Annotated in this window: 22 protein-coding genes; 9 read left to right on the top strand and 13 right to left on the bottom strand. The window is 67.9% G+C overall.

The window, feature by feature from the left end; all coding sequences use genetic code 11:
* Nucleotides 1-73: 73 nt before the first annotated feature.
* From E3D03_RS01620 to E3D03_RS01600, 5 genes are all read right to left on the bottom strand, one after another.
* Nucleotides 74-688 carry a glycosyltransferase family 29 protein gene (locus E3D03_RS01620; RefSeq protein WP_263565520.1) on the bottom strand — a complete coding sequence of 205 codons (615 nt, stop codon included), beginning with the start codon at nucleotides 686-688 and terminating at the stop codon, nucleotides 74-76.
* The gene (locus E3D03_RS01615; RefSeq protein WP_263565519.1) at nucleotides 685-1,716 is read right to left on the bottom strand and encodes a glycosyltransferase family 4 protein; all 1,032 of its coding nucleotides are present in this window, start codon (nucleotides 1,714-1,716) and stop codon (nucleotides 685-687) included. The genes E3D03_RS01620 and E3D03_RS01615 overlap by 4 nt, the downstream gene beginning before the upstream one ends.
* Nucleotides 1,709-2,902 (bottom strand): MFS transporter, encoded by a 1,194-nt coding sequence (locus tag E3D03_RS01610; protein ID WP_263565518.1) that lies wholly within the window; start codon nucleotides 2,900-2,902, stop codon nucleotides 1,709-1,711. Before E3D03_RS01610 ends, E3D03_RS01615 begins: the two co-directional genes overlap by 8 nt.
* A gap of 57 nt (nucleotides 2,903-2,959) precedes the next feature.
* A complete protein-coding gene (locus tag E3D03_RS01605) occupies nucleotides 2,960-3,766 on the bottom strand; it encodes a 5'-nucleotidase, lipoprotein e(P4) family (protein ID WP_263565517.1) in 807 nt (268 codons plus the stop codon).
* Between the two features lie 80 nt (nucleotides 3,767-3,846).
* Nucleotides 3,847-5,103 carry an MFS transporter gene (locus E3D03_RS01600; RefSeq protein ID WP_263565516.1) on the bottom strand — a complete coding sequence of 419 codons (1,257 nt, stop codon included), beginning with the start codon at nucleotides 5,101-5,103 and terminating at the stop codon, nucleotides 3,847-3,849.
* A 134-nt stretch (nucleotides 5,104-5,237) separates the two neighbouring features.
* Between E3D03_RS01600 and E3D03_RS01595 the strand changes: the two genes are divergently transcribed.
* Nucleotides 5,238-5,825 carry a glutathione S-transferase family protein gene (locus E3D03_RS01595; RefSeq protein WP_062562285.1) on the top strand — a complete coding sequence of 196 codons (588 nt, stop codon included), beginning with the start codon at nucleotides 5,238-5,240 and terminating at the stop codon, nucleotides 5,823-5,825.
* Here E3D03_RS01595 and E3D03_RS01590 read toward each other — a convergent pair.
* From E3D03_RS01590 to E3D03_RS01570, 5 genes are all read right to left on the bottom strand, one after another.
* On the bottom strand, nucleotides 5,801-6,997 hold the full coding sequence (locus E3D03_RS01590; protein ID WP_263565515.1) for an NAD(P)/FAD-dependent oxidoreductase: 1,197 nt from the start codon (nucleotides 6,995-6,997) through the stop codon (nucleotides 5,801-5,803). The two genes, E3D03_RS01595 and E3D03_RS01590, sit on opposite strands and share 25 nt — an antisense overlap.
* Nucleotides 6,997-8,025: a DNA polymerase III subunit delta gene (gene holA, locus E3D03_RS01585; protein ID WP_263565514.1), complete on the bottom strand. Its 1,029-nt coding sequence runs from the start codon at nucleotides 8,023-8,025 to the stop codon at nucleotides 6,997-6,999. Before holA ends, E3D03_RS01590 begins: the two co-directional genes overlap by 1 nt.
* A 10-nt stretch (nucleotides 8,026-8,035) precedes the next feature.
* Nucleotides 8,036-8,521, bottom strand: coding sequence for an LPS assembly lipoprotein LptE (gene lptE / locus E3D03_RS01580; RefSeq protein WP_263565513.1), 486 nt, complete (start codon nucleotides 8,519-8,521; stop codon nucleotides 8,036-8,038).
* Nucleotides 8,508-11,042, bottom strand: coding sequence for a leucine--tRNA ligase (gene leuS / locus E3D03_RS01575; RefSeq protein ID WP_263565512.1), 2,535 nt, complete (start codon nucleotides 11,040-11,042; stop codon nucleotides 8,508-8,510). The genes lptE and leuS overlap by 14 nt, the downstream gene beginning before the upstream one ends.
* 66 nt (nucleotides 11,043-11,108) lie before the next feature.
* Nucleotides 11,109-11,603: a DUF3576 domain-containing protein gene (locus E3D03_RS01570; RefSeq protein ID WP_263565511.1), complete on the bottom strand. Its 495-nt coding sequence runs from the start codon at nucleotides 11,601-11,603 to the stop codon at nucleotides 11,109-11,111.
* Between the two features lie 334 nt (nucleotides 11,604-11,937).
* Between E3D03_RS01570 and E3D03_RS01565 the strand changes: the two genes are divergently transcribed.
* The 6 genes from E3D03_RS01565 to pnp all read left to right on the top strand — a co-directional run bounded on the left by E3D03_RS01565 (nucleotide 11,938) and on the right by pnp (nucleotide 18,736).
* Nucleotides 11,938-12,999, top strand: coding sequence for a porin (locus E3D03_RS01565; RefSeq protein ID WP_263565510.1), 1,062 nt, complete (start codon nucleotides 11,938-11,940; stop codon nucleotides 12,997-12,999).
* Nucleotides 13,000-13,068: 69 nt separating this feature from the next.
* Entirely contained in the window at nucleotides 13,069-13,722 is a 654-nt protein-coding gene (locus E3D03_RS01560) for a YggS family pyridoxal phosphate-dependent enzyme (protein WP_263565509.1), read from the top strand.
* Between the two features lie 431 nt (nucleotides 13,723-14,153).
* A complete protein-coding gene (locus E3D03_RS01555; RefSeq protein ID WP_263565622.1) occupies nucleotides 14,154-15,041 on the top strand; it encodes a calcium-binding protein in 888 nt (295 codons plus the stop codon).
* A 151-nt stretch (nucleotides 15,042-15,192) separates the two neighbouring features.
* Complete coding sequence (rpsO, locus tag E3D03_RS01550; RefSeq protein ID WP_017999129.1) at nucleotides 15,193-15,462, top strand: 30S ribosomal protein S15; 270 nt, start codon at nucleotides 15,193-15,195, stop codon at nucleotides 15,460-15,462.
* 198 nt (nucleotides 15,463-15,660) lie between these two features.
* Entirely contained in the window at nucleotides 15,661-16,341 is a 681-nt protein-coding gene (locus tag E3D03_RS01545; protein ID WP_263565508.1) for a hypothetical protein, read from the top strand.
* Between the two features lie 244 nt (nucleotides 16,342-16,585).
* Complete coding sequence (pnp, locus tag E3D03_RS01540; RefSeq protein WP_017999131.1) at nucleotides 16,586-18,736, top strand: polyribonucleotide nucleotidyltransferase; 2,151 nt, start codon at nucleotides 16,586-16,588, stop codon at nucleotides 18,734-18,736.
* Nucleotides 18,737-18,823: 87 nt separating this feature from the next.
* Here the strand turns inward: pnp and E3D03_RS01535 are convergent, their stop codons facing one another.
* The 3 genes from E3D03_RS01535 to E3D03_RS01525 form a co-directional block, all read right to left on the bottom strand.
* Entirely contained in the window at nucleotides 18,824-20,017 is a 1,194-nt protein-coding gene (locus E3D03_RS01535) for a polysaccharide pyruvyl transferase family protein (protein ID WP_263565507.1), read from the bottom strand.
* Nucleotides 19,906-20,817 (bottom strand): glycosyltransferase family 8 protein, encoded by a 912-nt coding sequence (locus tag E3D03_RS01530; protein WP_263565506.1) that lies wholly within the window; start codon nucleotides 20,815-20,817, stop codon nucleotides 19,906-19,908. The genes E3D03_RS01535 and E3D03_RS01530 overlap by 112 nt, the downstream gene beginning before the upstream one ends.
* Before the next feature lie 163 nt (nucleotides 20,818-20,980).
* Complete coding sequence (locus E3D03_RS01525) at nucleotides 20,981-21,637, bottom strand: peroxiredoxin (RefSeq protein WP_263565505.1); 657 nt, start codon at nucleotides 21,635-21,637, stop codon at nucleotides 20,981-20,983.
* A gap of 170 nt (nucleotides 21,638-21,807) precedes the next feature.
* Between E3D03_RS01525 and E3D03_RS01520 the strand changes: the two genes are divergently transcribed.
* Both E3D03_RS01520 and E3D03_RS01515 read left to right on the top strand, forming a co-directional pair.
* The gene (locus tag E3D03_RS01520) at nucleotides 21,808-23,250 is read left to right on the top strand and encodes an aldehyde dehydrogenase family protein (RefSeq protein ID WP_263565621.1); all 1,443 of its coding nucleotides are present in this window, start codon (nucleotides 21,808-21,810) and stop codon (nucleotides 23,248-23,250) included.
* 55 nt (nucleotides 23,251-23,305) lie between these two features.
* A complete protein-coding gene (locus E3D03_RS01515) occupies nucleotides 23,306-24,043 on the top strand; it encodes an SDR family oxidoreductase (protein WP_263565504.1) in 738 nt (245 codons plus the stop codon).
* Nucleotides 24,044-24,078 lie beyond the last annotated feature (35 nt).

The raw sequence follows: 24,078 nt of genomic DNA, 5'->3' as shown, positions 1-24,078 counted from the left end.
GATATAGGGCGTTTCCCGGCAAAGGGAAAGCGAGATTTCGGCGAAACGACTGATGATATGGCAGAATTTCGTCTTAATGCCGATGAATCCGGCGATCTGCCCGTTCCAGTTCCTGGACCCAGCGGGATTCCCCCGAAAAATCATGGGGAACCTGTTCGGCGCTTCGCCGGCCCGACAGCGACAGCGAGGCGAAGAAATCGAAGCCGTAGAGGTCGAGGCGCGCCATGTCCGATCGCGCGATCAGGTCGATCATCATGGCGCCGGTGGTCGGGGGCGCGCCCAGCCGGCCCTTCAGCGCCCGATAGTCGGCCAGCGGATGCAGATAGAAGCCGGGGCTGGTCGCTGTCCGCCAGTCCAGCCGCTTGCGCTTGGGTGACATCCACAGGATGCGGGCGGGGGCGATGCGGGCGCGGTCCGCGTCAGGCAGGCGCGTGGCCAGTGCCAGCCAGTCGGTGCGGGTGCCGTGGCTGGCGGCCGCGGGCATCGGCGCGCGGTTGATGCGGATCACCAGCTCGGCGGCGTCGATGGCGGTGCCGTGATCGGTCTGCGCCAGCGCCCGGGCATTGCCGATCAGCGCGATGCGCTTGCCCGCAAGATCCGCCAGCAGCGCGGATTGCGGCACCGACAGGCGTTGCAGCGCGGATTCGTCGCGCAGGGTGCGGGCGATCAGGAAGCCGAAGCGGGTCACGCCAGCAGCCTGCGATAGACCTCGACGATGGCGCGGGCCTCGCCCTCGATGGCATGGTTAGCGGCGACATGGGCGCGGGCGGCATTGCCGGCGGCCTGGCGGCCGGTGTCGTCATCAAGCCAGCGCGCCAGAGCGTCGGTCAGCGCGTCCACGTCCTCGCGCGCCACCAGGCTGCCGGTTTCGCCGTCGCGGATCAGTGTCTCATAGGCGCCCACGCGGGCGGCGACGGTGGGGACGCCGCAGGCCGCGGCCTCCAGCGGGGTCAGGCCGAAGCCCTCCCATCGCGCCGGGGCGGCGAACAGGTCGATGGCCTGATAGTTGCGCACGACCTGCGCCCACGGCACCTCGCCCAGGAACCGGATGCGGTCCGACAGGCAGGCGGCGGCGATGCGGGATCGCAGATCGTCGGTGAAGGTCTGGTTGTCGGCGGTGACGCGGCCGGTGAAGATCAGCCGGGCGCGCGGCCGGGTCGGGAACAGGCGCAGCGCCGCCTCGACCAGCAGGTCCACGCCCTTTTGCGCCCGGACGCGGCCGAAGCAGCCGATGACGATGTCCTCGGGTGCAAAGCCTAAGTCCGCCCGCAGCGCCGCGCGGTCGGGAGCGGGGTGGAAGACCGACAGATCGACACCATGCAGGATCACCGTCGCCGGGCGTTCCAGATAGCCGGCGGCCTGCGGCGAGGTGGCGATCAGCGCGTCCTGCTGCCGGATCAGCCAGCGGGTGAACCCCGTATGTTGTCTTTGCGCGGCTGAGGTAAACAAGAGTTTGTATTTACGGCGCAGGATCCGGCGCAGGATCAGCCCCAGCGCCATCTCGGTATTGCGGCGGGCGTGCCAGACCCGCCAGCGGTCGCGGGGCAGGGTGGCGGCGCCGCGCAGCGGGATGTGCGGCAGCTCGGGCGGCAGCCCCGGCCCGGTCGTGACGATGCCGATCATCCGCGCCTGCACCGGGATCAGCCGCACCACGGTCGCCGTGACGCCCGACAGGCGGCGCTTCAGGTTGGGGGCGACGACCTCGATCTCAGCCATGGCGATCCTCCGGACTGAACAGATAGACAAGCAATCCGATGACCAGCGGTATCAGGAAGAACAGGAAGATGTAACCGTAAGCCGTGGCCGGCGGCTGGCTGGCCGAGGCCGACAGATACACCGGCCGCGACAGGAACTGCATCACCCCCACGCCCGAGATCGAAACCATGTTCATGAAGGTGATGCCGCGCCCGACCAGATGCGGCGGCAGGAAGGCCCGGCCATGCGACATGATCAGCGAATAGTTGCTGTCCGAGATGCAGACCATGACCAGCAGCACCGAGGACAGCCCGAGGCTGAGCCCGGGCGCCAGCCACAGGCTTGCCAGCACCGCGCATAGCAGCAGCGTGTTCGCCAGCGAGGTGCGCTTGTCCGAGCCGAGCAGGCGCACCGCCCGCCCCACCGACAGGTTGGCCGTGACCATGGCCAAACCCATGCCCAGCGTGACCCAGCCGATCAGGTAGTCGCTGGCGCCAAAGACCTCGGCCATGTAGGGTCCGGCCCAGAGCCCGCGGATGCAGGCCGAGGCGGCATAGGTGATGCCCAGCAGCGGCAGGATCGCCCAGAGTTCGCGCACCTTCAGCAGGGCGCGTAGCGAGCCGGTCGGATGCGTGCCCTCGGGTCGGGGCGGGTTCTTGACGCAGGCATAGATCGTGGCCGAGACCGCCAGGGTGATCAGGGCCAGGATGGCCAGCGTCTCGCGCCAGCCGATGCCGTTCACCACCCAGACCAGCGGCGCGGCGCCCAGCATGTTGCCCAGCGAGCCCAGCCCGACCACCGCGCCGCCCGCCGCGCTCATCGAGGCAGGGGGCAGGGTGCGGGCGAAGATGAAGAAGCTGCCCATCATCACCGGCGCGCAGCCGACGCCCAACAGCGCCATGGCGACATGCAGGTGCCAGGGCGCCTGCGCCAGGGCAAAGACCGCCGCCCCGCCGCCGCCGCCAAGCGCCAGCAGCACCGAAACGGTCTCGCGCGGGCCCCAGCGGTCCAGCGCCCAGCCGACCGGGATCTGCATGGCGGCGAAGGCGATGTACCAAAGCCCCGAGGACAGCGCGAGATCGGCCGGCCCCGCCGCCAGCTCGGCATGCAGCGTCGGCGACAGCACCGCGAGGCAGGCGCGATAGAACTGGCTGAGCGTATAGCCCAGCACGAGGGACATCAGTCCCGGCGACATGATCCAGCGCATGGTTCCCCCTTTGCGCCGGCGAAGCTGCGTCACGCCGCCGGAAAGTTCAACCCGGCCTTATTGCGTGACCAGGGGCGAGTCCCAGGCCTGCAACGGCGCCTCGCTCCAGTCGCCATAGGTGGCGTTCGGGAAGACGATCCAGTCGGCGCCGAAATGCGCGGCGTTGCTGTCCACAGCGGCGCGCTTGACGTCCAGCGGCACCTTGCGGAAGGCGGCGTCGAAATCGGCCAGCGTGTCGCCCAGCAGCAGCACGATCTGGTGATCCTTGGCGGCCACGGCGCGGCGCTCGGCCTTGCTGGTGCCGTAAAGCAGCACGGTGTCGTCGCTGACCTGCGGGAAGCCCAGCTCCTTCAGCGTGGCGATGGTCGCGGCCTTGTTCTCGGGCTCGCCGAAACGGTCCGAGATGTAATAGATCGCCACGCCGGCCTTGTCGGCGAAGTCGAAGAACGCCAGCGCGCCGGGAATCGGGGTTGGATGGCCCTTCAACTCCCAGTCGCCCCAGGTGTCCCAGGTGTCGTAGACGTGGCATTCCTGCATGTCGCGCACCAGTAGCGCGCTGTTGTCGATGGCGGTTTCGTCCAGGTCGGTGACAATGGCCAGCTTCCCCGGATCCTCGGCCTTGGCGATGGCGGCTTCCAGATTGGCCTTGGCCAGGGCATAGGCCTGCAATTGCAGCGCCCGCACCTCGGCCGATTGCTGCTGATAGCGCAGGCCCATGGCGAATTCGCGGACCTGGCATTGCGGCATTTGCGCCGCGTCCTGCGCCATGGTGTCCTGGGACACGGCGTCCTGCGCCATGGCGGCCGGGGCCAGCAGGACAAGGGACAGCACGCCCGGCACCAGGCGGGCAAGAGGATGAGACATGGAAAACTCCCCGTTCATGACGGCGCTTTCTGCGCCTGACCGGAGAGGCTAATTTTTGTTGATTGACCCGTCAAACAAAATCAGGCCGCCGCCAGCCGGGCCGGTGCCTCGCGCACCGGCAGGTGGATCAGCGCGCTGAAGGCGCCGACGCCGACGCCCACCCACCAGACCAGGGTATAATCGCCATAGATGTCATACATCTTGCCGCCCAGCCAGACGCCCAGGAACGAGCCGAGCTGATGCGACAGGAACACGAAGCCATAGAGCGTGCCCATGTAGCGCAGCCCGTAGATATAGGCGACCAGCCCCGAGGTCAGCGGCACCGTCGCCAGCCACAGCGCGCCCATGACCAGCGAGAAGACGATGACGCTGCCGGGGGTGATCGGCATCAGGATGAAGGCGGCGGCGGCGATGGTGCGCAGGGTATAGATCCCGGCCAGCAGGTATTTCTTGCTGTAGCGCTTGCCAAGCCAGCCGGCGAAGATCGAGCCGGCGATATTCGCCAGCCCGATCAATGAGATCGCCGCCGCGCCCAGCGTCGAGGTCGTGGTGATGCCAATGCCCGACAGCATGCCGCCCGGCGCGATCGGGCCGCACATCTCGGTCACCATGGCCGGGAAATGCGCGGTGATGAAGGCGAGCTGGTAGCCGCAGGAAAAGAAGCCGGCAAAGATCATCAGATAGGACGGGTCGGTGAAGGCGCGCCTCAAGACCGCGCCCATGCTCTCTTCGAGCTCGCTGCGGCTGGCGGGCTTGCCGCCGCTTAGCAGCGGCAGGAAGAACAGGCAGGCCAAGACGATGACGCCGAAGATCACGAACACCGACTGCCACGGGTAATGCAGCAGCAGCACCTCGGCCAAGGGCGCGCCGAAGACCTGCCCGGCCGAGCCGGCGGCGGTGCCGATCCCCAGGGCGAGGCTGCGATTCTCGTCGCTGGCGGCGCGGCCGATCACCGCCAGGATGACGCCGAAGCCGGTGCCGGCGATGCCGAAGCCGACCATCACCTCAAGAAGCTGCATGGTCAGCGGATCGCTGGCGTAAGAGGTCAGGATCAGCCCGGCGGAATAGAGGAAGGCGCCGATGATGACCGACCAGCGGTCGCCCCAGCGTTCGGCCAGGGCACCGAAGATCGGCTGGCCGATGCCCCAGGCCAGGTTCTGGATGGCGATGGCCAGGCTGAACTCGGCGCGCGGCCAGTCGAATTCCTGCGCGATGGGGATCTGGAAGACGCCGAAGCTGGCGCGCAGCGCGAAGTTGATCAGCAGGATGATGGACCCGCCGACCAGGACGGCGGTGAAGAGCGGCGCGCGCGCGCTTGCGGATGTGCTTGCGGACATGGCGCCCCCCTTTGCAGCCCGCCATTCCTGCGCCGGGCCGGGGGCGGCGTCAATGCCGCTCATTGCCTGGCGGGCCGGCGGGCGATAGGTTTGGAGAAGGGATGGTGAAGTTCCGGGATCGCGAAAAGGCCGCCATGTATCAAGTCATTGGAACCGCACAAAGCCGCGCCCTGCGCGTGCTGTGGATGCTCGAGGAACTGGGCCAGCCCTACGACCACCTGGCGGTGAACCCGCATAGCGAAAGGGTCACGCCCTTCAACCCGGCCGGCAAGGTGCCGGTGCTGGTGGCGGATGGCACGCCGATCACCGATTCGACGGCGATCCTGACCTATCTCGCCGACAAGCACGGCGCGCTGACCCATCCCGCCGGCACGCTGGACCGGGCGCGCCAGGACAGCCTGACGCAATTCGTGCTGGACGAATTCGACGCGGCGCTGTGGCTCGCGGCGCGGCACAGCTTCATCCTGCCCGAAGAGATGCGGCTGGCGGCGATCAAGAACACGCTGCGCTGGGAATTCGAACGCAGCCAGAAGACCCTGGTGCATCGCATGGCCGAAGACGGCTTCCTGATGGGCGAGCGCATGACCGTGCCCGACATCATCCTGGCGCATTGCCTGACCTGGGCGCTGACGGCGCGCTTTCCGATCGTCGAGCACCGGCTGACGGATTACCTGGACCGGATGCGGGCGCGGCCCGGCTACCTTCGCGCCTCGGCCAGATAGGCGGCGGCGCCCTGGCCCGCCAGCCGGCCGCTGGCCAGGCAGCCGGTCAGCAGATAGCCGCCGGTCGGCGCCTCCCAGTCCAGCATCTCGCCGGCGGCAAAGACGCCGGGCAGGGCGCGCAGCTCCAGCCGCTCGGTCAGGCTCGCGCCGGTGATGCCGCCTGCTGACGAAATCGCCCGCTCCAGCCCCATCGGCCCGTCGTGGCGCAGCCGCAGCGCCTTGGCGCGGGCGGCCAGCCGCTCGGGCCCGGCCGGCAGCGGCTGGCCCCATTCCATCAGCAGCGCCGCCCGCAAGGGATCGCCCAGCACCCGCCGCAGCCGGTTGCCCACCGACAGCTTCGCCGGCGCCCTGACGAAACGCCGCGCCAATTCCTCGACCGCCACGTCGGGCGCCAGGTCGACGAAGGCCTCGGCCCCGTCGCGCATCAAGGCCGCGACCTCATAGACGCCGCCGCCCTCGATGCCATGCCGGGCGATCACCCATTCGCCGCGCCCGACCTGGCCGCCGACATGCAGCGCCACGCCCTTGACTGCCTGGCCGAAATGCCGCGCCATCTGCGCCGACCAGGCGACGCGGAAGCCCATGTTCGCCGGCCGGAACGGCGCCACCGCGACGCCCCGCGCCGCCAGCCACGGCACCCAGGCCGCGTCCGAACCAAGCCGCGGCCAGCTCGCCCCGCCAAGCGCCAGCACGACGACCTGCGGCCGCAAGACCGCGACCCCGCCCGGCGTCTGGAAGCGCCAGCCGTCGCCGTCGAAGCCGCTCCAGCGCCAGCGCGTCCGCAGCTCGACGCCTGCGCCCGCCAGCTGCGCCAGCCAGGCCCGCAGCAGCGGCGAGGCCTTCATCCCGACCGGAAACACCCGCCCGGTCGAGCCGGTGAACAGCTCCACCCCCAACCCGCGCGCCCAGGCCATCACCGCCTCGGGCCCGATTTCTTTGCTCTGCAAATACCCCGGGGGAGTCCGCAGGACGGGGGCAGAGCCCCCATAATGCGCCGCAAAATCCGCGAACGGCTCGGCCCTGGTCAGGTTCAGCCCGGATTTCCCCGCCATCAGGAATTTCCTCGCCGGGGTCGGCATCGCTTCGGCCACCACGACCCGCGCGCCGCTGCCGGCCAGCACCTCGGCCGCCATCAGCCCGGCCGGGCCGCCGCCGATCACCAGCGCCTGCATCAGCGCCCGCCGCGCGGCATCATGCACAGCCGCAGCAGCATCCGCTCCATCACCGCCATCGCCGGCGCCTTGGACGAGGACCGCAGCTGCAGGTCGGTCTCGATCAGCTGGTGGATCGAGTCCTCCAGCGCCCGCATGCCCCAGTCCTGCGCCTGCCGGATCATCCGGTCGCGGCGCGGGCCAAACACCGGCGGCCGCAGCCGCGCCATCCCCGCCCCCGGCCCGCCGGGGTCCGAGGCGCCGGCATGCAGCGCCCGGAAATGCCGCAGCGCCGCGATGCACAGGGTGACCGGTGCCGTGCCCTGGCCCTCGATCCGGCGCATCAGCAGGCCGAAGTCCTTGGCCCGGCCCTCGGCGACGCAGTCGATCAGCTCGTCCACCTCGGCCTCGATGGTGGCGGGGGCCAAGAGCGCGATTTCGGCCGGGCGCAGGGGCGTATCGTCGCCATGTTTGTAAAGCCCGATCTTCTCGACCGTCTGGCGAAAATCGCCGGGGTCCAGCGCGCGCGACAGCGCCATCAGGTCGCGCATGGCGTCGCGCGGCACCTCGCGCAGGCCGGCGTCGCGCAGCCAGCGTTCGATTTCCTCCTCGCCGGGCGGATCGTCATAGATCGGCGCGGTCACCGCCGCCGGATGCGGCTCGAAGAGCTTCCTCAGCGCCGAGGATTTCCCCAAGGCCCCCGCCGCCACCACGATCACCGCATCGCCCGCGCGCCATTCGCCCAGCGCCGAGGCCACCGCCGGCGCAGCCGCGTCGGGCGTGTCATCTACCAGCACCACGCGCTGGCCCGGAAAGAAACCCACCGCCTTGACCGCATCCAGCAGCGCCGCCGGGTCCTTGCGCAGATCGGCGCCGGGGATGCGGGTCAGGCGCATCTCCTCCTCGGCGCCGGGCCCGACCAGGGCCTTGACCGCCTCGGCCCGCTTCAGCGCCACGCGCATGGCGTCCTGGCCATAGACCAGCAGCGCCGGCCGCGTCGGATCGGGCCGCGCCAGGTAGCGTCCGATCTCGGCGCCCTTCAGGATCACGGGACAAGCATCATGGAACTGCGGCCGGGTCCACGGCCATCAGCCGCGTCACCACCTGGTCGGCCAGCATCCGCGCCAGCCGCTCATGCGCGTCCTGTTCCGCCGCCATGGTGGCGATGGTGGTGCCGGTGGTGGAGTAGGAGGTGAAGCTGCTGACCTGCCCCCGCGTCACCACCTTGCCCGAAGCCTGCTCGGTCAGCACGAAATCCGCGCTGCCGTTCAGCGCATAGCGCGTGGTGATCTCGTCCGGGGTGATGGCCTGCGGCACCACGGCGATGCGCAGCCGGTAATCCAGCGCGAAGCGCGGGTTGCTGTCCGGTCCCAGCCGCTCGGCGATGCGACCGGCAAAGCTGAAATCGTCCGGCGTCTTTGGGTCGGCGGTGCGGACCTGGCCGAACAGCTTGCCGCCCACGCCCTCGGGCCCATAGACCGGGGAAAAGCCGCAGGCGGCCAGCGGCAGGGCGGCCAGGATCACGCTGCGCCTAGACCACGACATTGACGATCCGCCCCGGCACCACGATCAGCTTCTTGACCGGCGCGCCCTCCATGAAGCGCAGCACGGTCTCGTCGGCCATGACCAGCGCCTCGATCTGCTCTTTCGGCATGTCCTTCGGCACCTCGATCTCGGCCCGGCGCTTGCCGTTGATCTGGATCGGCAGCACCACCGAATCCGAGACCAGCAGCGCCGGGTCCGCCTTGGGCCAGGGCGCATCGACGACCATGCCCTGGCCGCCGGCCTTGGCCCAGACCTCTTCGGCCAGGTGCGGCACCATCGGCGCCAGCAGCTGCGCCAGGATGCGCAGCGCCGCGCGCCGGCTGTCGCCGCCGGCCTTGGATTTGCCGATGGTATTGGCCAGCTCATAGAGCTTGGCCACGGCCTTGTTGAAGGCGAAGCCCTCGATGGATTTCGTCACCTCGTCGATGGCGCGATGCGCGGCGCGCAGCAGATCGGGGTCGTCGCCGCCCTCGGGGATCTCGTCGGCCAGCCGCCAGACCCGGGCAAGAAAGCGGTTCGCCGCCTCGGCCCCGGCGGCGGTCCATTCCACGTCCCGCTCGGGCGGGCTGTCCGAGAGCATGAACCAGCGCGCCGTATCGGCGCCGAAATTGGCGACGATGTTCACCGGATCGACGACGTTCTTCTTGGATTTCGACATCTTGGCCGAGGGGATCACCTCGACCGCGGTGCCGTCGGCCAGCTTGCCGTCCACCACGTCCTCGGGCAGGTGATAGACCGGGCGGCCGCGCGCGTCGCGGGTCATGTAGATCTCATGCGTGACCATGCCCTGGGTGAAGAGCGCGTCGAACGGCTCCTTGGCGCTTTCGGCCAGGTGGCCGGTCTTGACCATGGCGCGGGCGAAGAAGCGCGAATAGAGCAGGTGCAGGATCGCGTGCTCGATGCCGCCGATATACTGGTCCACGTTCATCCAATAATCGGTCTCGGGCCGGTCGGTCGGCACCGCTGCGTGGGGCGAGGTGAAGCGGGCGTAATACCAGGACGAATCGACAAAAGTGTCCATGGTATCCGTCTCGCGCCGGGCCGGGCCGCCGCATTGCGGGCAGGTGGCGCTGCGCCAGGTCGGATGCCGGTCCAGCGGGTTGCCGGGCACGTCGAAGCTGACGTCCTGCGGCAGCAGCACCGGCAGGTTCGCCTTGGCCTCGGGCACGGTGCCGCATTTTTCGCAATGCACCACCGGGATCGGGCAGCCCCAATAGCGCTGCCGCGAGATGCCCCAGTCGCGCAGGCGGAATTTCGTCACGCCCTCGCCATAGCCGGCGGCCTCGGCATGGGCGATGGCGGCATCCACCGCCGCCTCGCCGGTCTGGTCGGCGTGGCCTGCAAAGCCGCGGACATAGGTCACGATTTCGGATTTCAGCGGCACGAACGGCGCCGCCGCGACCAGCGCGTCGGCCTGTTCCAGCGTCATGCCCTTTTCGCCGAAGGTGGCGCGGATCGGCAGCCGGTATTTGGTCGCAAACTCGTGGTCGCGCTCGTCATGCGCCGGAGAGCCGAAGATCGCGCCGGTGCCGTAATCCATCAGCACGAAATTCGCGATCCAGATCGGCAATTGCCAATCCGGGTCCAGCGGGTGGCGCACGGTCAGCCCGGTGTCGAAGCCCAGCTTCGGCGCGGTCTCGATGGCTTCCTCGGTGGTGCCGATCTTGCGGCATTCCTCGACGAAAGCCGCGACGGCCGTGTCCTTGGCCGCCAGCGCCTTGACCAGCGGATGATCCGGCGACAGGGCGACGAAGCTCGCGCCCATCAGCGTGTCGGGGCGGGTGGTATAGACCTCGATCTGCGGGAAATCGGGGCTGTCCACGGTATCAAAGCGGAATTGCAGCCCGCGCGACTTGCCGATCCAGTTGGCCTGCATCAGCCGCACCTTTTCCGGCCAGCCCTCCAGCCCGTCCAGCGCCGCCAGCAGCTCGTCCGAATAATCAGAGATCTTGAAGAACCACTGCGTCAGTTCCTTGCGCTCGACCACAGCGCCGGATCGCCAGCCCTTGCCGTCGATCACCTGCTCGTTCGCCAGCACGGTCATGTCCACCGGGTCCCAGTTCACCTGCGCCGATTTTCGGGTGATCAGCCCGGCCTCCAGCATGTCCAGGAACAGCGCCTGCTGCTGGGCGACATAGGCGTCGTCGCAGGTGGCGAATTCGCGGCTCCAGTCGATGGACAGGCCCAAGGGCTTCAGCTGGCCGCGCATGGTGGCGATATTGCCATAGGTCCAGTCGCGCGGATGGCCGCCCTGCTCCATCGCCGCGTTCTCGGCCGGCATGCCGAAGGCGTCCCAGCCCATCGGGTGCAGCACGGAAAAGCCCTGCGCGCGCTTGAACCGCGCCACCACGTCGCCCATCGTGTAGTTGCGCACATGGCCCATGTGGATGCGCCCCGAAGGATAGGGGAACATTTCCAGCACGTAATACTTGGGCCGTTCGTCCCGCACCGCGCGGAAGGTCTCCGCGTCGTCCCACGCCTTTTGCCAGCGCGGCTCGCTGATTGCGGGATCATAGGGCATGGAAACCTCCGGGCGTCAGATTGCCCGCAGGGTCATATCCCTTGCGCGTGCGCAGGTCCAGAAGGCTTAGAGCTTGCCGTCCCGCACGCGCATCTGCCGGGCGCGGGTCAGGATCGCATCCTCGACCGCGCGCACGGTGTCGGGGGCGACCGCCGCGCCGCCGGCGCCCTGCAAGGACAGCTTCAGCGCCCGGGCGTCCAGCGCCGGGTCGGTGATGTTGACCGTGGCGCGATAGGACCGCCCGCCGCCCGGAGGCGTGCCATAGCCGGTGACGATGACGCCGGTGAACGGGTCGATGGACTGGATGGGCAGGAAGTTCAGCACCTCGAGGCTGGCGTTCCACAGATACTTGTTCACCGCCACCGTGTCGTTCGGATTGCGGCGATTCGAGAACAGGTCCCAGATCGTCGATTGCCGCTGCGGCTGCGCGGCCTGCGCCGGCCGGTTCCCGCCCGGCCCCGAGGTCGCGGATCCGGCCGAGCCCGATCCACCGCCGGAACAAGCGGCAAGCCCGGCCGAAAGAAGCAGGGCGGCGGTCAGCCGTGCGGCGCGTCTGGTCATCTGGTGTCCCCCGGATCGTCTTGGCCGAGCCATAGCGCAATTCCGCCCCTTGCCACAAGAGAGGCCGCGCCGCCGCCCGCCGGGTCGTGCCGCGAGCCGCAAGGCGGGTGATATGGCACGCGCGCGTAGGGGCTGCGAAAACCGTGCCGGCGCGGCCTTGCGGACGCGCTTGCCCGGGCTGCAACGGACTGTGGCCCTTGTGCATCACAGCAGGCCCGAAACGGGCTAAGCCGATGCGATTCCGTTGCAATGCAGGGGGGAAAGGGCGACACAACTGCCTATACCTCGGTCGGTTCTCTGGCTGGGGCACACGAGAGAGACAAGAGGGAAAACCATGAAAAAGGTTCTTTTCGCCACCACCGCGCTGGTCATGACCGCCGGTGTTGCCGCTGCCGAAGTCGCCGTTTCGGGCGACGGCCGCATGGGTATGATCTATGACGGCAACGACGCGCAGTTCAGCAGCCGTGCCCGCGTGACCTTCACCCTGACCGGTGAATCGGATGCCGGCCTGTCCTTCGGCGGCGCCTTCCGCGTTGACCAGGAAAGCGACTACACCGCTGGCTACGCTGGGTCGGAGCGTTCGGCTGCGCGCGGCACCGCTGGTGCGGTCTGGATTTCCGGCACCTATGGCAAACTGTCGATGGGCGACGTGGTCGGCGCTGCGGAAGCCGCGATCGGCGACCTGCCCGAGGTCGGCTACACCGACGGCGAATTCGGTGGCGACATCGAGGAAATCAACTACCTCGTCGGTGACGGTGAGAACGAAGACCAGGGTCCGACGATCCTGTACGAATACACCGTCAACAACATCTCGTTCTTCGCTTCGGCCACCGACGGCTCGAATAACAGCACCTACGGCGTGGCGGGTTCGGACGAAGGCGAAGACGTCCCTTCGGACAGCGTTGCGTACTCGCTGGCCGTGAAATACGAAGGCAGCAACTGGTGGGCCGCTCTGTCGTACTCGGAAGCTGACGTGTACGACCTCGATCCGACCAGCACCTCGGTGACCGCTTCGGCCAGCGAACTCGCTCTGGCTGGTGGTGCGAGCTTCAACAACTTCTCGGTCATGGCGACCTACCTGAAGTATGATGATCGCTTCGTCAGCGGGCCCGTTCTGGGCGACGACGAGTTCATCGTCGGTGGCTTCGCGGTCGACGCCACTCTGGAAGAGACCATCGGTCTGGGTGCTACCTATCAAATGGACGCCATCCTGGTCGAGGGCTTCTACCGCAAAGACAAATACGACCTGATCGGTGGCGGCAGCGAGAGCTATGACTCGTTTGGCATCGGCGCCGACTACGACCTGGGCGGCGGTGCCGTTCTGGCCGGTGGCATCATCGACACCGACTACCTGGACGACACGGTCGCCGACATCGGTGTGAAGTTTAAGTTCTGATCCGTCAGAACCGGAATGCGAAAGAGCGGGCCTTGCGCCCGCTCTTTTCTTTTGCGAATCATGCCGCCCATGGGACTGGATAACATCAGGCGCCGCATCGCCGCGGCCGAATCCGCCGCCGGCCGCACGCCGGGCGCGGTGACGCTGATCGCCGTCAGCAAGGTGCAGCCGCCCGAGCGGGTCGAGGCCGTGCTGGCTGCCGGCCAGCGCGTCTTCGGCGAGAATTACGTGCAGGAGGCGGCAGGAAAATGGCCCGCCTGGCGCGACCGTTTCCCTGGGGTCGAGCTGCACATGATCGGGCCCTTGCAGACCAACAAGCTGAAGCCGGCGCTGCAGCTTTTCGACGCCATCCATACGCTCGATCGCCCCTCGCTGGCGCAGAAGCTGGCGCGGCAGGTGCAGGCGGCCGGGCGCTGTCCGCAGCTTTTCGTGCAGGTGAACACCGGCTCCGAGCCGCAAAAGGCCGGCATCCTGCCCGACGCGGCAGACGGGTTCATCGCCGACTGCCGGGCGCTGGACCTGGACGTTCAAGGCCTGATGTGCATCCCGCCCGAGGATCAGGACGCCACCCCGCATTTCCGCGCGCTGCGCGCCATCGCGGCGCGGAACGGGCTGGGCGGCCTCTCGATGGGCATGAGCGCCGATTTCGAAACCGCCATCGCCGAGGGCGCCACCCATGTCCGCGTCGGCAGCGCGATCTTCGGCGCGCGCGACTACGGCTGAGCCGCGCCTCATCTGCCGCCAACGCGAGCGCGGCTTTCCGCGGCTCATTGGCCTGCATATGCAGCCCGCGCGGTTGCATCGCCGGCGCCTCCCTGGAACGCTCTCCAGCGCCGAAACGATTGCGCTGCGAGATCCGGACCCGCGCCTGGGTCTGGACGCACGCGGTCCGTGAATCGGCTCGCCTGGGCCGGCGGCGCCCGATGGCCCTGCGCCAGCATCCGCCGCGCTCTGCGTTCAAGGCTTCCCGAGAGGCGGTTGCCGGACCGGGCCGCGCCCGCGCCATGGCCGCATTGGCGACGGCGGCGGCGTGGAATTAACCCTCTCTTAACAAACAGGATGCGGAGCCAGGTGTCAGCCGCTACTCTGCCCGTAAAGGTTGTATGATTCGGTTGTCTGGTGCCGCCATGTTGCTTCTTGGAAGTCTGTTGAGCATGCTCGTGGTCGGGCTGGCGGTCGATGTCAGTTCGACCCGGCCCGAGCCGGGCGAGGAAGATCCCGACACTCCCGGCCCCGTCGAGCCGGATCCGGATGACGACCCCGAGGGCGTCGAGACCGAGGGCACCGAGGGTTCGGACTGGCTCGCCGGCAGCGAATACGACGACCGGCTCAGCGGCTTCGGCGGCAATGACGACCTGCACGGCGGCCTGGGCGACGACACGCTGCTGGGCGGCGACGGCACCGACTGGATCTATGGCGACGGCGATTATGGCGAGGGCGGCGACGATTCGATCGAAGGCGGCGCCGGCGACGATTCCCTGGCCGGCCAGGGCGGCCATGACACCGTGCATGGCGGCGCCGGCGACGACACGATCTTCGGCGGCGAGGGTGACGACAGCCTGACCGGCGGCGAGGGCGACGACTGGATCACCGGCAATGCCGGCAACGACACGCTGGTCGCCGGCCGCGGCACCGACGACCTGGACGGCGGCGAGGGCGACGACCTGCTGATCGGCTCGGCCCGTCCCGACGCGGCCTGGCTGCATGGCGGCGCCGGCCATGACACGCTGATGGCCGGCGCCGGCGATTTCGCCGAGGGCGGCGAGGGCGAGGACCTGTTCCAGCTGGACGCCCCCGATCCGGCGCTGGAGGATCCGGGCGAGACCGTGCCGGTGATCGGCGACTTCGACCCGGACCAGGACCGGCTTGAACTGCGCTATGAGGATGACGGCGACGGCATCCCGCCCGAGGTGACGCTGGACCTGCACCCGGACGGCTCGACCCTGGTGCGCATGGACGGGCTGGCCGTGGGCAAGCTGCTGGGGGTGCAGGGACTGCGGGTCGGCGACATCACCCTGACGGCGATCCGGCCCGCCGCCTGACCGGCAGGGCCGAGAAAAGCCTTTCCTTTCCCGCCGATTCCGCCTATAGCCGCGCATCCGCTGGACCGAATCCGGTGGATCTCTCCATGGGCCTGCGCTGGACGACATCCCGGCCGGAGCCATAACCCTTTGACTTCGAAAGGAGACCCCGATGTCGATCACCGTCGAGGAAAAGAACCGCGTGATGAGCGAATTCGCGACCAAGAAAGGCGACACCGGCTCGCCCGAGGTCCAGGTCGCCATCCTGTCGTCGCGCATCGCCACCCTGACCGAGCACTTCAAGACCCACAAGAAAGACAACCATTCGCGTCGTGGTCTGCTGAAGCTGGTCGCGCAGCGCCGCAAGCTGCTGGACTATCTGAAGCGCAAGGACGAAGCCCGCTATACCGACCTGATCGGCAAGCTCGGCCTGCGCCGCTAAGGCGTCTCTCGCAGCTGACAGACGGACGCCCGGGGCCATGCCGCGGGCGTTTTTCTTTGTGGCTGGGGCCAGTCGAGCCGAACGGCCGAAGGATAAAATTCGCCATAGTTCCTTCTGGAAGCTGACCTGATTTCGATATTGGCTAATCCTGCGTAAACAGGAGAATGGCCAATGCCGTTAGGATTATTGACGAGTGTCTTGAATTCCACGCTCACCGGGCTGACGGGCGTGCGCACCGACCAAAGCACGGCCCAGAACAGCCCGCAGAACCAGGCGCCGGCGCCGCAAGGCAGCACGCCGATCACGGATGTCAGCCAGGACCGCATCGACCTGAACGACCCGGAAAAAGCGGCAGATGCCGCGCCGCCGGTGGCTGCCTATCCGCCGCCGCCCCCGCCGGCCGCGATACCGGACGTGCCGGCGGCGATGGTGGAAGCCGAGCCCGCGCCTGCCACGGCGGCCGTGGTTCTTGTCGCCGAGCAGGAAGCGGCCGCTGGGACGAACGCGGCTGCCGGCACCAAGGCACAGCTCGACACGGCGTCGCAGGCCGCGGATGCGTCGGCCGTCGCCGCGGGCTCGACCGCGCAGACCCTACCTGCCTCGACCGGCCGGTCCGGGACCAGCGCCGGCTCTGCGTCGGCGGAAGCCGCCCAGGCCGCCGACAGCGGCTTGGTCACGCAGGCCGCGGATGCCTGGTCGGATGAGGACCATGCCCGCGCCATGGCGATCAAGGCGTTGCAGCAGGAGCGGATGCTCAACCTCGCCTCCACCCTGACCGAGGCGGCAGAGAAGCACGCCACCGTTCAGGCCGAAAAGCGCGCCGAGACCGCCGAAGCGACCGCCGAAGCCAGCACGCGCCCCGCGCTGCTGGTCGCATGATCCGGCGCGTCCCGCCCGGCGCCGGGTGGGACGCAGCGCCCTGGGCGGCGGGCCGCCATGGCACGGCCGGTGCGGGCGGACCCCGCCAAAACACTTTTCACAGCCCCTGTTTTCCTGTATGGGGCCCCATCTGTGACGTGACGCCCCCAGCCCCGGGGCACATGCGCAAGGATAGGGGCGGGCGGCAATGGGGCCGCCATAGACACGGGAGGCCGGAGGGCCGGTCGCTCCCAGAGGAAATCAGATGCATTTTGACGAAGTCAAGAAATCCATCCAGTGGGGTCAGGAAACGCTGACGCTGGAAACGGGCAAGGTTGCCCGCCAGGCCGACGGCTCGGTCATCGCCACCCTGGGCGAAACCAGCGTCATGGCCAACGTGACCTTCGCGAAGGAACCGAAACCCGGGCAGGACTTCTTCCCGCTGACGGTGCACTACCAGGAAAAATACTACGCCGCCGGCAAGATCCCGGGCGGCTTCTTCAAGCGCGAGGCGCGCCCGAGCGAGAAAGAGACGCTGACCGCGCGCCTGATCGACCGCCCCTGCCGCCCGCTGTTCGCCCCCGGCTTCAAGAACGAAGTCCTGGTGATGTGCACCGTGCTGTCGCATGACCTGGTCAACGATCCGGACATCGTGGCGATGATCGCCGCCTCGGCCGCGCTGACCATCTCGGGCGTGCCGTTCATGGGTCCGATCGGCGCCGCGCGCGTCGGTTTCGCCAATGGCGAATACGTGCTGAACCCCGAGGTTCAGGACATGGACCACCTGCGCTCGAACCCCGAGCAGCGCCTGGACCTGGTCGTCGCCGGCACGAAAGACGCCGTGATGATGGTCGAATCGGAAGCCTATGAGCTGACCGAGGAAGAGATGCTCGGCGCGGTGAAATTCGGCCATGAGCAGATGCAGCCGGTCATCGACCTGATCATCGCGCTGGCCGAAGTGGCCGCGAAAGAGCCCTTCGACTTCCAGTCGCCGGACTACAGCGCGCTTTACGCCCGCGTGAAGTCGCTGGGCGAGGACCAGATGCGCGCCGCCTATGCCATCCGCGACAAGGGCGACCGCCACGACGCCATCGAGGCCAGCAAGGCCGCGATCAAGGCCGGCCTGACCGAGGAAGAGCTGCTGGACCCGAACCTGGGCTCGGCGCTGAAGAAGCTGGAATCGGGCATCCTGCGCGGTGACATCATCAACGGCGGCGCCCGCATCGACGGCCGCGACAACAAGACCGTGCGCGCCATCGACAGCGAAGTCGGCATCCTGCCGCGCACCCATGGCTCGGCGCTGTTCACCCGCGGCGAGACCCAGGCGCTGGTCGTGACCACGCTGGGCACCGGCGACGACGAACAGATCATCGACGCGCTGCACGGCAACTCGCGCTCGAACTTCCTGCTGCACTACAACTTCCCGCCCTATTCGGTGGGCGAGGTTGGCCGCGTCGGCAGCCCGGGCCGCCGCGAGATCGGCCATGGCAAGCTCGCCTGGCGCGCGCTGCAAGCCGTGCTGCCGGCCGCGACCGACTTCCCCTATACCATCCGCGTGGTCAGCGAGATCACCGAATCGAACGGCTCGTCCTCGATGGCTTCGGTCTGCGGCGGCTCGCTGTCGATGATGGATGCGGGCGTGCCGCTGAAGGCGCCGGTCGCCGGCGTCGCCATGGGCCTGATCCTGGAAGACGACGGCCGCTATGCCGTGCTGACCGACATCCTGGGCGATGAGGATCACCTTGGCGACATGGACTTCAAGGTCGCCGGCACCGAAAACGGCATCACCTCGCTGCAGATGGACATCAAGGTCGCGGGCATCACCCCGGCGATCATGGAGCAGGCCCTGGCGCAAGCCAAGGACGGCCGGATGCACATCCTGGGCGAGATGTCGAAGGCCCTGACCGAAGGCCGGCGCGAGTTCAGCGCCCATGCCCCGCGCATCGAGACCATGACCATCCCGACCGACAAGATCCGCGAAGTGATCGGCTCGGGCGGCAAGGTCATCCGCGAGATCGTCGAGGTTTCCGGCGCCAAGGTCGACATCAACGACGACGGCGTCATCAAGATCGCTTCGGCCAATGCCGATTCGATCAAGAAGGCCTATGACATGATCTATTCGATCGTGGCCGAGCCGGAAGAGGGCAAGATCTACACCGGCAAGGTCGTCAAGCTGGTCGATTTCGGCGCCTTCGTGAACTTCTTCGGCAAGCGCGACGGCCTGGTGCATGTGTCCCAGATCGCCTCTAAGCGCCTGAACCATCCGAACGAGATCCTGAAGGAAGGCCAGGAGGTCAAGGTCAAGCTGCTGGGCTTCGACGACCGCGGCAAGGTCCGCCTGGGCATGAAGATGGTCGACCAGGAGACCGGCGAGGAAATCGCCCCCGAGAAGAAAGAGGACGCGCAGGCCGAGTGATCGGCCGGCGGTTCCGAAAAGGCCCCGCGTTTGCGGGGCCTTTTTCATTGCTGCCGGCGCTGCGCCCGCAATGGAACGGATCGGAGCCTAGGGACGCCGGTTTCTTCGCGCGCGCTTCCAGGCCTTGAACCGCTTGCGCCAGGCCTGCATCCGGCCGACCGGCGGCACGAGATCCGCACGCAGCGCCGGATCGGCGGGAGCCGTCAGCGCAGCGGCAAACTGCGCGTCGAAATCCGCAAGCGACGCAACCGCCGCGTCCCGGATGCGCGCCGCCCTTTCGCGGGCTTCCGGGGAAAGGCAACGCGCAAGCGCGGCCGCGAGATCGTCATCGCTTGCGGCGTCAGCGTCGAATACCTCGGGCCAGCCCAGTTCCTGCGCCTGGCGTGTGACCTTGTCGCCCCCGGCCACCGGGTCGATCGCCAGCGTCGGAATGCCGTTCTTGAGCGCCAGCACCATGCCATGAAGCCTTGTCGTCAGCATGGCATCAAGCCGGCGGCAGATCGCCTCGAACTCGGCGCCGCTGGACAGGCCGAAGCGGTTGGTTTCGACGGGCACGGACGTGTCCAGCTCGATGAAGGCCACGCCGGCATCCCGGATCAGGCGGCGCAGCCTCTGGGCTGCCAGATCGCCACGGCGACGCGCGCCATATTCGCGCTGCGGGCTGGCAAGGCACAGGCCAACGACCGGCATCGGCTCCGGGGTTTCAAGGAAGCTCAGGTCGGCGCGCACGGTCCTGTCGCTGTCGCGTTCCAGCAGGACTTCGAACGGATTGAAGTCCTGAAGCCCCTCAACCATGGTCAGGTTGACGCCGATATGCACGCAATGCTGGAACCGGCCGAAGATGCTGTCGTGCTGCACGGCCATCTGGGGCGTGAAGGGCCCGCAGATCACGATCAGATGCGTATAGCGCCGCGGGTCCAGCCTGTGCTTGTCCAGCCAGGACCGGTCCACGGTCAGCCGGGCATCGGTATAGGGGGAGACGTCGTAATCCATGCCCAGGGCATCGAGTCGCCGCTCGATCTGCCGCAGGACCTCGACGTCGCCCACGGTGGAAAGATGCCCCACCAGAAGCGCGCGGGCGGGGCTGCCTTGCGAAGGGAGGCGATGGTCTTGCGTCAAATCCAGCTCCTGAAGCCTGCCTCTGCGGCGCGTGATGCGTGTCGTCTCGATCAGGTCGGGCGCAGATCGGGATGCCTGCGCAGAAAACGGCGCAGGGCGCGTTTGTAGATCCTGGTCGCCCGACCACGAGAAGACCAGATATCCCAGCCCGCAGCCCGCCAAGGCTTTTCCGGCCCATGATAGTGCAGGATGACTGATCCCCTGCCGGGCAGGGCGCCGGTTGCCGGCGTGCCGTTGCGCGACAGATGTGCGCGGTGTTTCCGAATGCGGCCCCAGGATGCGTTCCATCCCAGGTCCAGCTGGACGACATTGCCGCGGAACAGGGCGTTCAGGTGGTCCTGGTCGCCATGGCTGCAGGCGGAGGCGGCGACGACATCCGCGACCCGCTCCAGCACGGCCGGTTCCGCGCGAAGGGCGTCGCAATTCAGCAAGAGCACCCCGGCGTTGAAGTAATCCTGAACCGGGGCCGGATCCATCAGCTGCCGGATTTCGGAAAGGCGCTCCTCGCGCGAGCCTGATCGTCCACCCTGATCGGACAGCCAGTGCGCGACCGTGTAATCCCGCACCACCCCGGCATAGGCCCTGCCCAGGTCGAGCCGGAACAGTTCGGACACATCGCCGGTCACCAGCGTGTCGCCGTCGATATAGAGCACATAGCCGTCGATGAGGCGCGGAATGAACAGGCGGCCCATGGTGGCGGCCGAGATATAGCTTTGCGGACCATGCGCGCCATCAAGATAGCCGCTACCGATGTCCCTGCGATGCAGCGCGACCCGGGGGTTTTCCGCAGCGACCTTTTCGACATCGGCCCAGTCCGCGGCCTGCAACCCGTCGCCCCAGACGTGCAACTCGGCCGGGCCCTTCAGATGCTGCAGCAGGCTCCAGACGGAAACCAGGGTCGGCCTGAGAAAGCCGCGGTCGGTGACATAGGCAACCTTGACCGTGCGGGGCGGCGTCGTCAACGAGGGCTCCGTTCGTTCCGGGTCGGGACTGGTCCGTGATATGGGACTTTTCCATTCCGGGCAACATTGCAGCGACATCCGCCGCGCTTGCCGCCGGCGAGCGGCAAGACGCCAGGACTGCCCTGTGAAAAGCCGCGCCCGAAAGGCGCGGCGTCGCCCGGCCTTACGCCGGGTCCTTCGCGAAGCGCAGATAGGGCAGCTTCTTGTCGAGCGCGCCGTATTTCGCCTCGGCCGCCGCGTCGTCCAGCGCCAGCGCCACGATCACGTCCTGGCCGGGCACCCAGTTCGCCGGCGTCGCCAGCGGCACGCCGTCGGTCTTCTGCACCGCGTCCAGCGCGCGCAGGATCTCGGCGAAGTTGCGGCCCACCGACATCGGATAGGTCATCGTCAGCCGCACCTTCTTGTCCGGCCCGATGATGAAGACCGTGCGCACTGTCGCCGAATGCGCCGGGGTGCGGCCCTCGGTCGGCAGGTAATAGTCGGCCGGCAGCATGTCATAGGCCTTGGCGACGGTCAGGTCGCTGTCGTCGATGATGGCGAAATTCGCCGGCACGCCCGCCACTTTTTCGATGTCGGATTTCCACTTGCCATGGTCCTCGACCGAATCGACCGAGACGCCCAGGACCTTGGTGCCGCGCTGCTCGAATTCCGGCACCAGTTGGGCCACGGCGCCGAATTCGGTGGTGCAGACCGGGGTGAAATCGCGCGGATGCGAGAACAGGATCGCATAGCTGTCGCCGATCCAGTCGTGGAAGCGGATCTCTCCCTCGGTGGAATTGGCGGTGAAATCGGGGGCGATGTCGTTGATGCGCAGGGACATGGGTCCGTCCTTTCAGTTGCTTCGCCGCCCAACATAGGCAATGCGCGAAGGATTGCCAACACGACCTTACAAGTCGTGTTATGCCGGCCTGCACCCCGAGCCGCTTGCGAAGCCCGGCCGGCGGTGCCACGTTAGCGGCCATAAACCGAAAGGAGCCGCTCATGAGCGCGATTGCAGACAAGCGGAAATTCTACATCGACGGCGCCTGGGTCGAGCCGGCCGCGCCGCGCGACCTCGAGGTCATCGACCCCTCGACCGAAGAGCCGGTGGCGGTGATCTCGCTGGGCGACCAGCCCGATACCGATGCCGCCGTGGCCGCCGCCAAGGCCGCCTTCCCGGGCTGGTCGGCGGTGCCGCCGGCGGAACGGCTGGCCCATGTCGAAAACATCCTCGCGGTCTACAAGCGCCGGGCGCAGGACATGGCCGATGCCATCACCGCCGAGATGGGCGCGCCGCAGGACATGGCGCTGGAGGATCAGGTCGGCGTCGGCACCTATCACATCCAGACCTTCATCGACGCCTTCCGCACCTTCGAATTCATCCGCCCGCTGCATCCCGACACGCCCACCAGCATGGTCGCATGGGAGCCGGTCGGCGTCGTCGGGCTGATCACGCCCTGGAACTGGCCGATGAACCAGGTCACGCTGAAGGTGATCCCCGCCATCCTGGCCGGCAATACCGTGGTGCTGAAGCCCAGCGAGATCGCGCCGCTGAGCTCGGTGGTCTGGAGCGAGATCATCGACGAGGCCGGGTTGCCCAAGGGCGTCTACAACATGGTGAATGGCGACGGGGTCGGCGTCGGCACCCAGCTTTCGGTGCATCCCGACGTCGAGATGATCAGCTTCACCGGCTCGACCCGCGCCGGCATCGCCATCACCAAGGCCGCCGCCGATACGGTCAAGAAGGTGGTGCTGGAGCTGGGCGGCAAGGGCGCGAACCTGGTCTTTGCCGATGCCGATGAAAAGGCCGTGGCGCGCGGCGCGCGGCATTGCTTCTACAACTCTGGCCAAAGCTGCAACGCGCCGACCCGGATGCTGGTCGAGCGCAGCTTCTACGACACCGCCGTCGAGCAGGCCAGGAAGGTGGCCGAGGAGACCCCGGTCGCCACCGCGCACCAGCCCGGCAGGCATATCGGCCCGGTGGTCAGCAAGCAGCAATGGGACAAGATCCAGGACCTGATCCAGAAGGGCATCGACGAGGGCGCCCGCCTGGTCGCTGGCGGTCCCGGCCTGCCCGAGGGCGTCAACCGCGGCTATTTCGTGCGCCCGACGGTCTTTGCCGATGTGACGAACGACATGACCATCGCAAGGCAGGAGATCTTTGGCCCGGTGCTGTCGATCATCCCCTTCGACAGCGAAGAGGAAGCCGTCGCCATCGCCAATGACACGATCTATGGGCTGACGAACTACGTCCAGACCCAGGACGGCAAGCGCCGCAACCGGCTGGCCCGGCAGCTGCGCGCCGGCATGGTCGAGACGAATGGCCAGTCGCGCGGACGCGGCTCGGCCTTCGGCGGGGTCAAGGCCTCGGGCCGGGCGCGCGAGGGCGGCGTCTGGGGGCTCGAGGAGTTCATGGACAGCAAGCAGATCAGCGGCTGGGATCCCGAAGCGTGATGCTGGCCCTTGTCCCGGCGCGGCGCTAGCATCCGCCGGGACAAGGGGGAATACCATGAAGACCATCCTGATCACCGGCGGCGGCAGCGGCATCGGCCGGCTGACCGCACGCCGTTTCCTTGATGCCGGCTGGCGGGTCGGGCTGATCGGCCGGCGCGAATCGGCCTTGGCCGAAACGGCGGCGGGCGATGCCCGGGCGTTGATCCTGCCCTGCGACGTGACCGACCCGCAGGCGGTGGATGCGGCTTTTGCCGGGGCGGTGGCGGAATGGGGCCGGCTGGACGTGCTGTTCAACAACGCGGGCGCCATCCTGATCTCGCGCCTGATCGACGAGATTTCCTGGGAGGACTGGCAGGGCGTGGCGCGCGTCAACATCGACGGCATGTTCCTGTGCGCCCGCGCCGCCTTTCGCCAGATGCGGCGGCAGGATCCGATGGGCGGGCGCATCATCAACAATGGCTCGATCGCGGCCGAGGCGCCGCGTCCCGGCTCGGTGCCCTATACGATGTCGAAACATGCGGTGACCGGGCTGACGCGCACGCTGGCGCTGGACGGCCGACCCTTCAACATCGCCTGCGGCCAGATCGACGCCGGCAATGCCGCGACCGGGATGATCTCGGCGGTGGGCCACGTCGGTGCGCCGCAGGCCGATGGCCAGATCCGGGCCGAGCCGCTGATGGACGCGGCCCATGTCGCGGATGCGGTGTTCCACATGGCGAGCCTGCCCGAGGGCGCGAACGTGCTGCACATGACGGTGATGGCGACCAACATGCCCTTGGTGGGGCGCGGCTGAGGCATCGCGTCGCGCGCGCCGTCGCAGGAGTATTT

Origin of the sequence: Paracoccus sp. DMF (assembly GCF_004407025.1) — a bacterium.
Classification (GTDB): domain Bacteria; phylum Pseudomonadota; class Alphaproteobacteria; order Rhodobacterales; family Rhodobacteraceae; genus Paracoccus; species Paracoccus aminovorans_B.
This window is presented reverse-complemented; position numbering and strand designations above follow the sequence as displayed.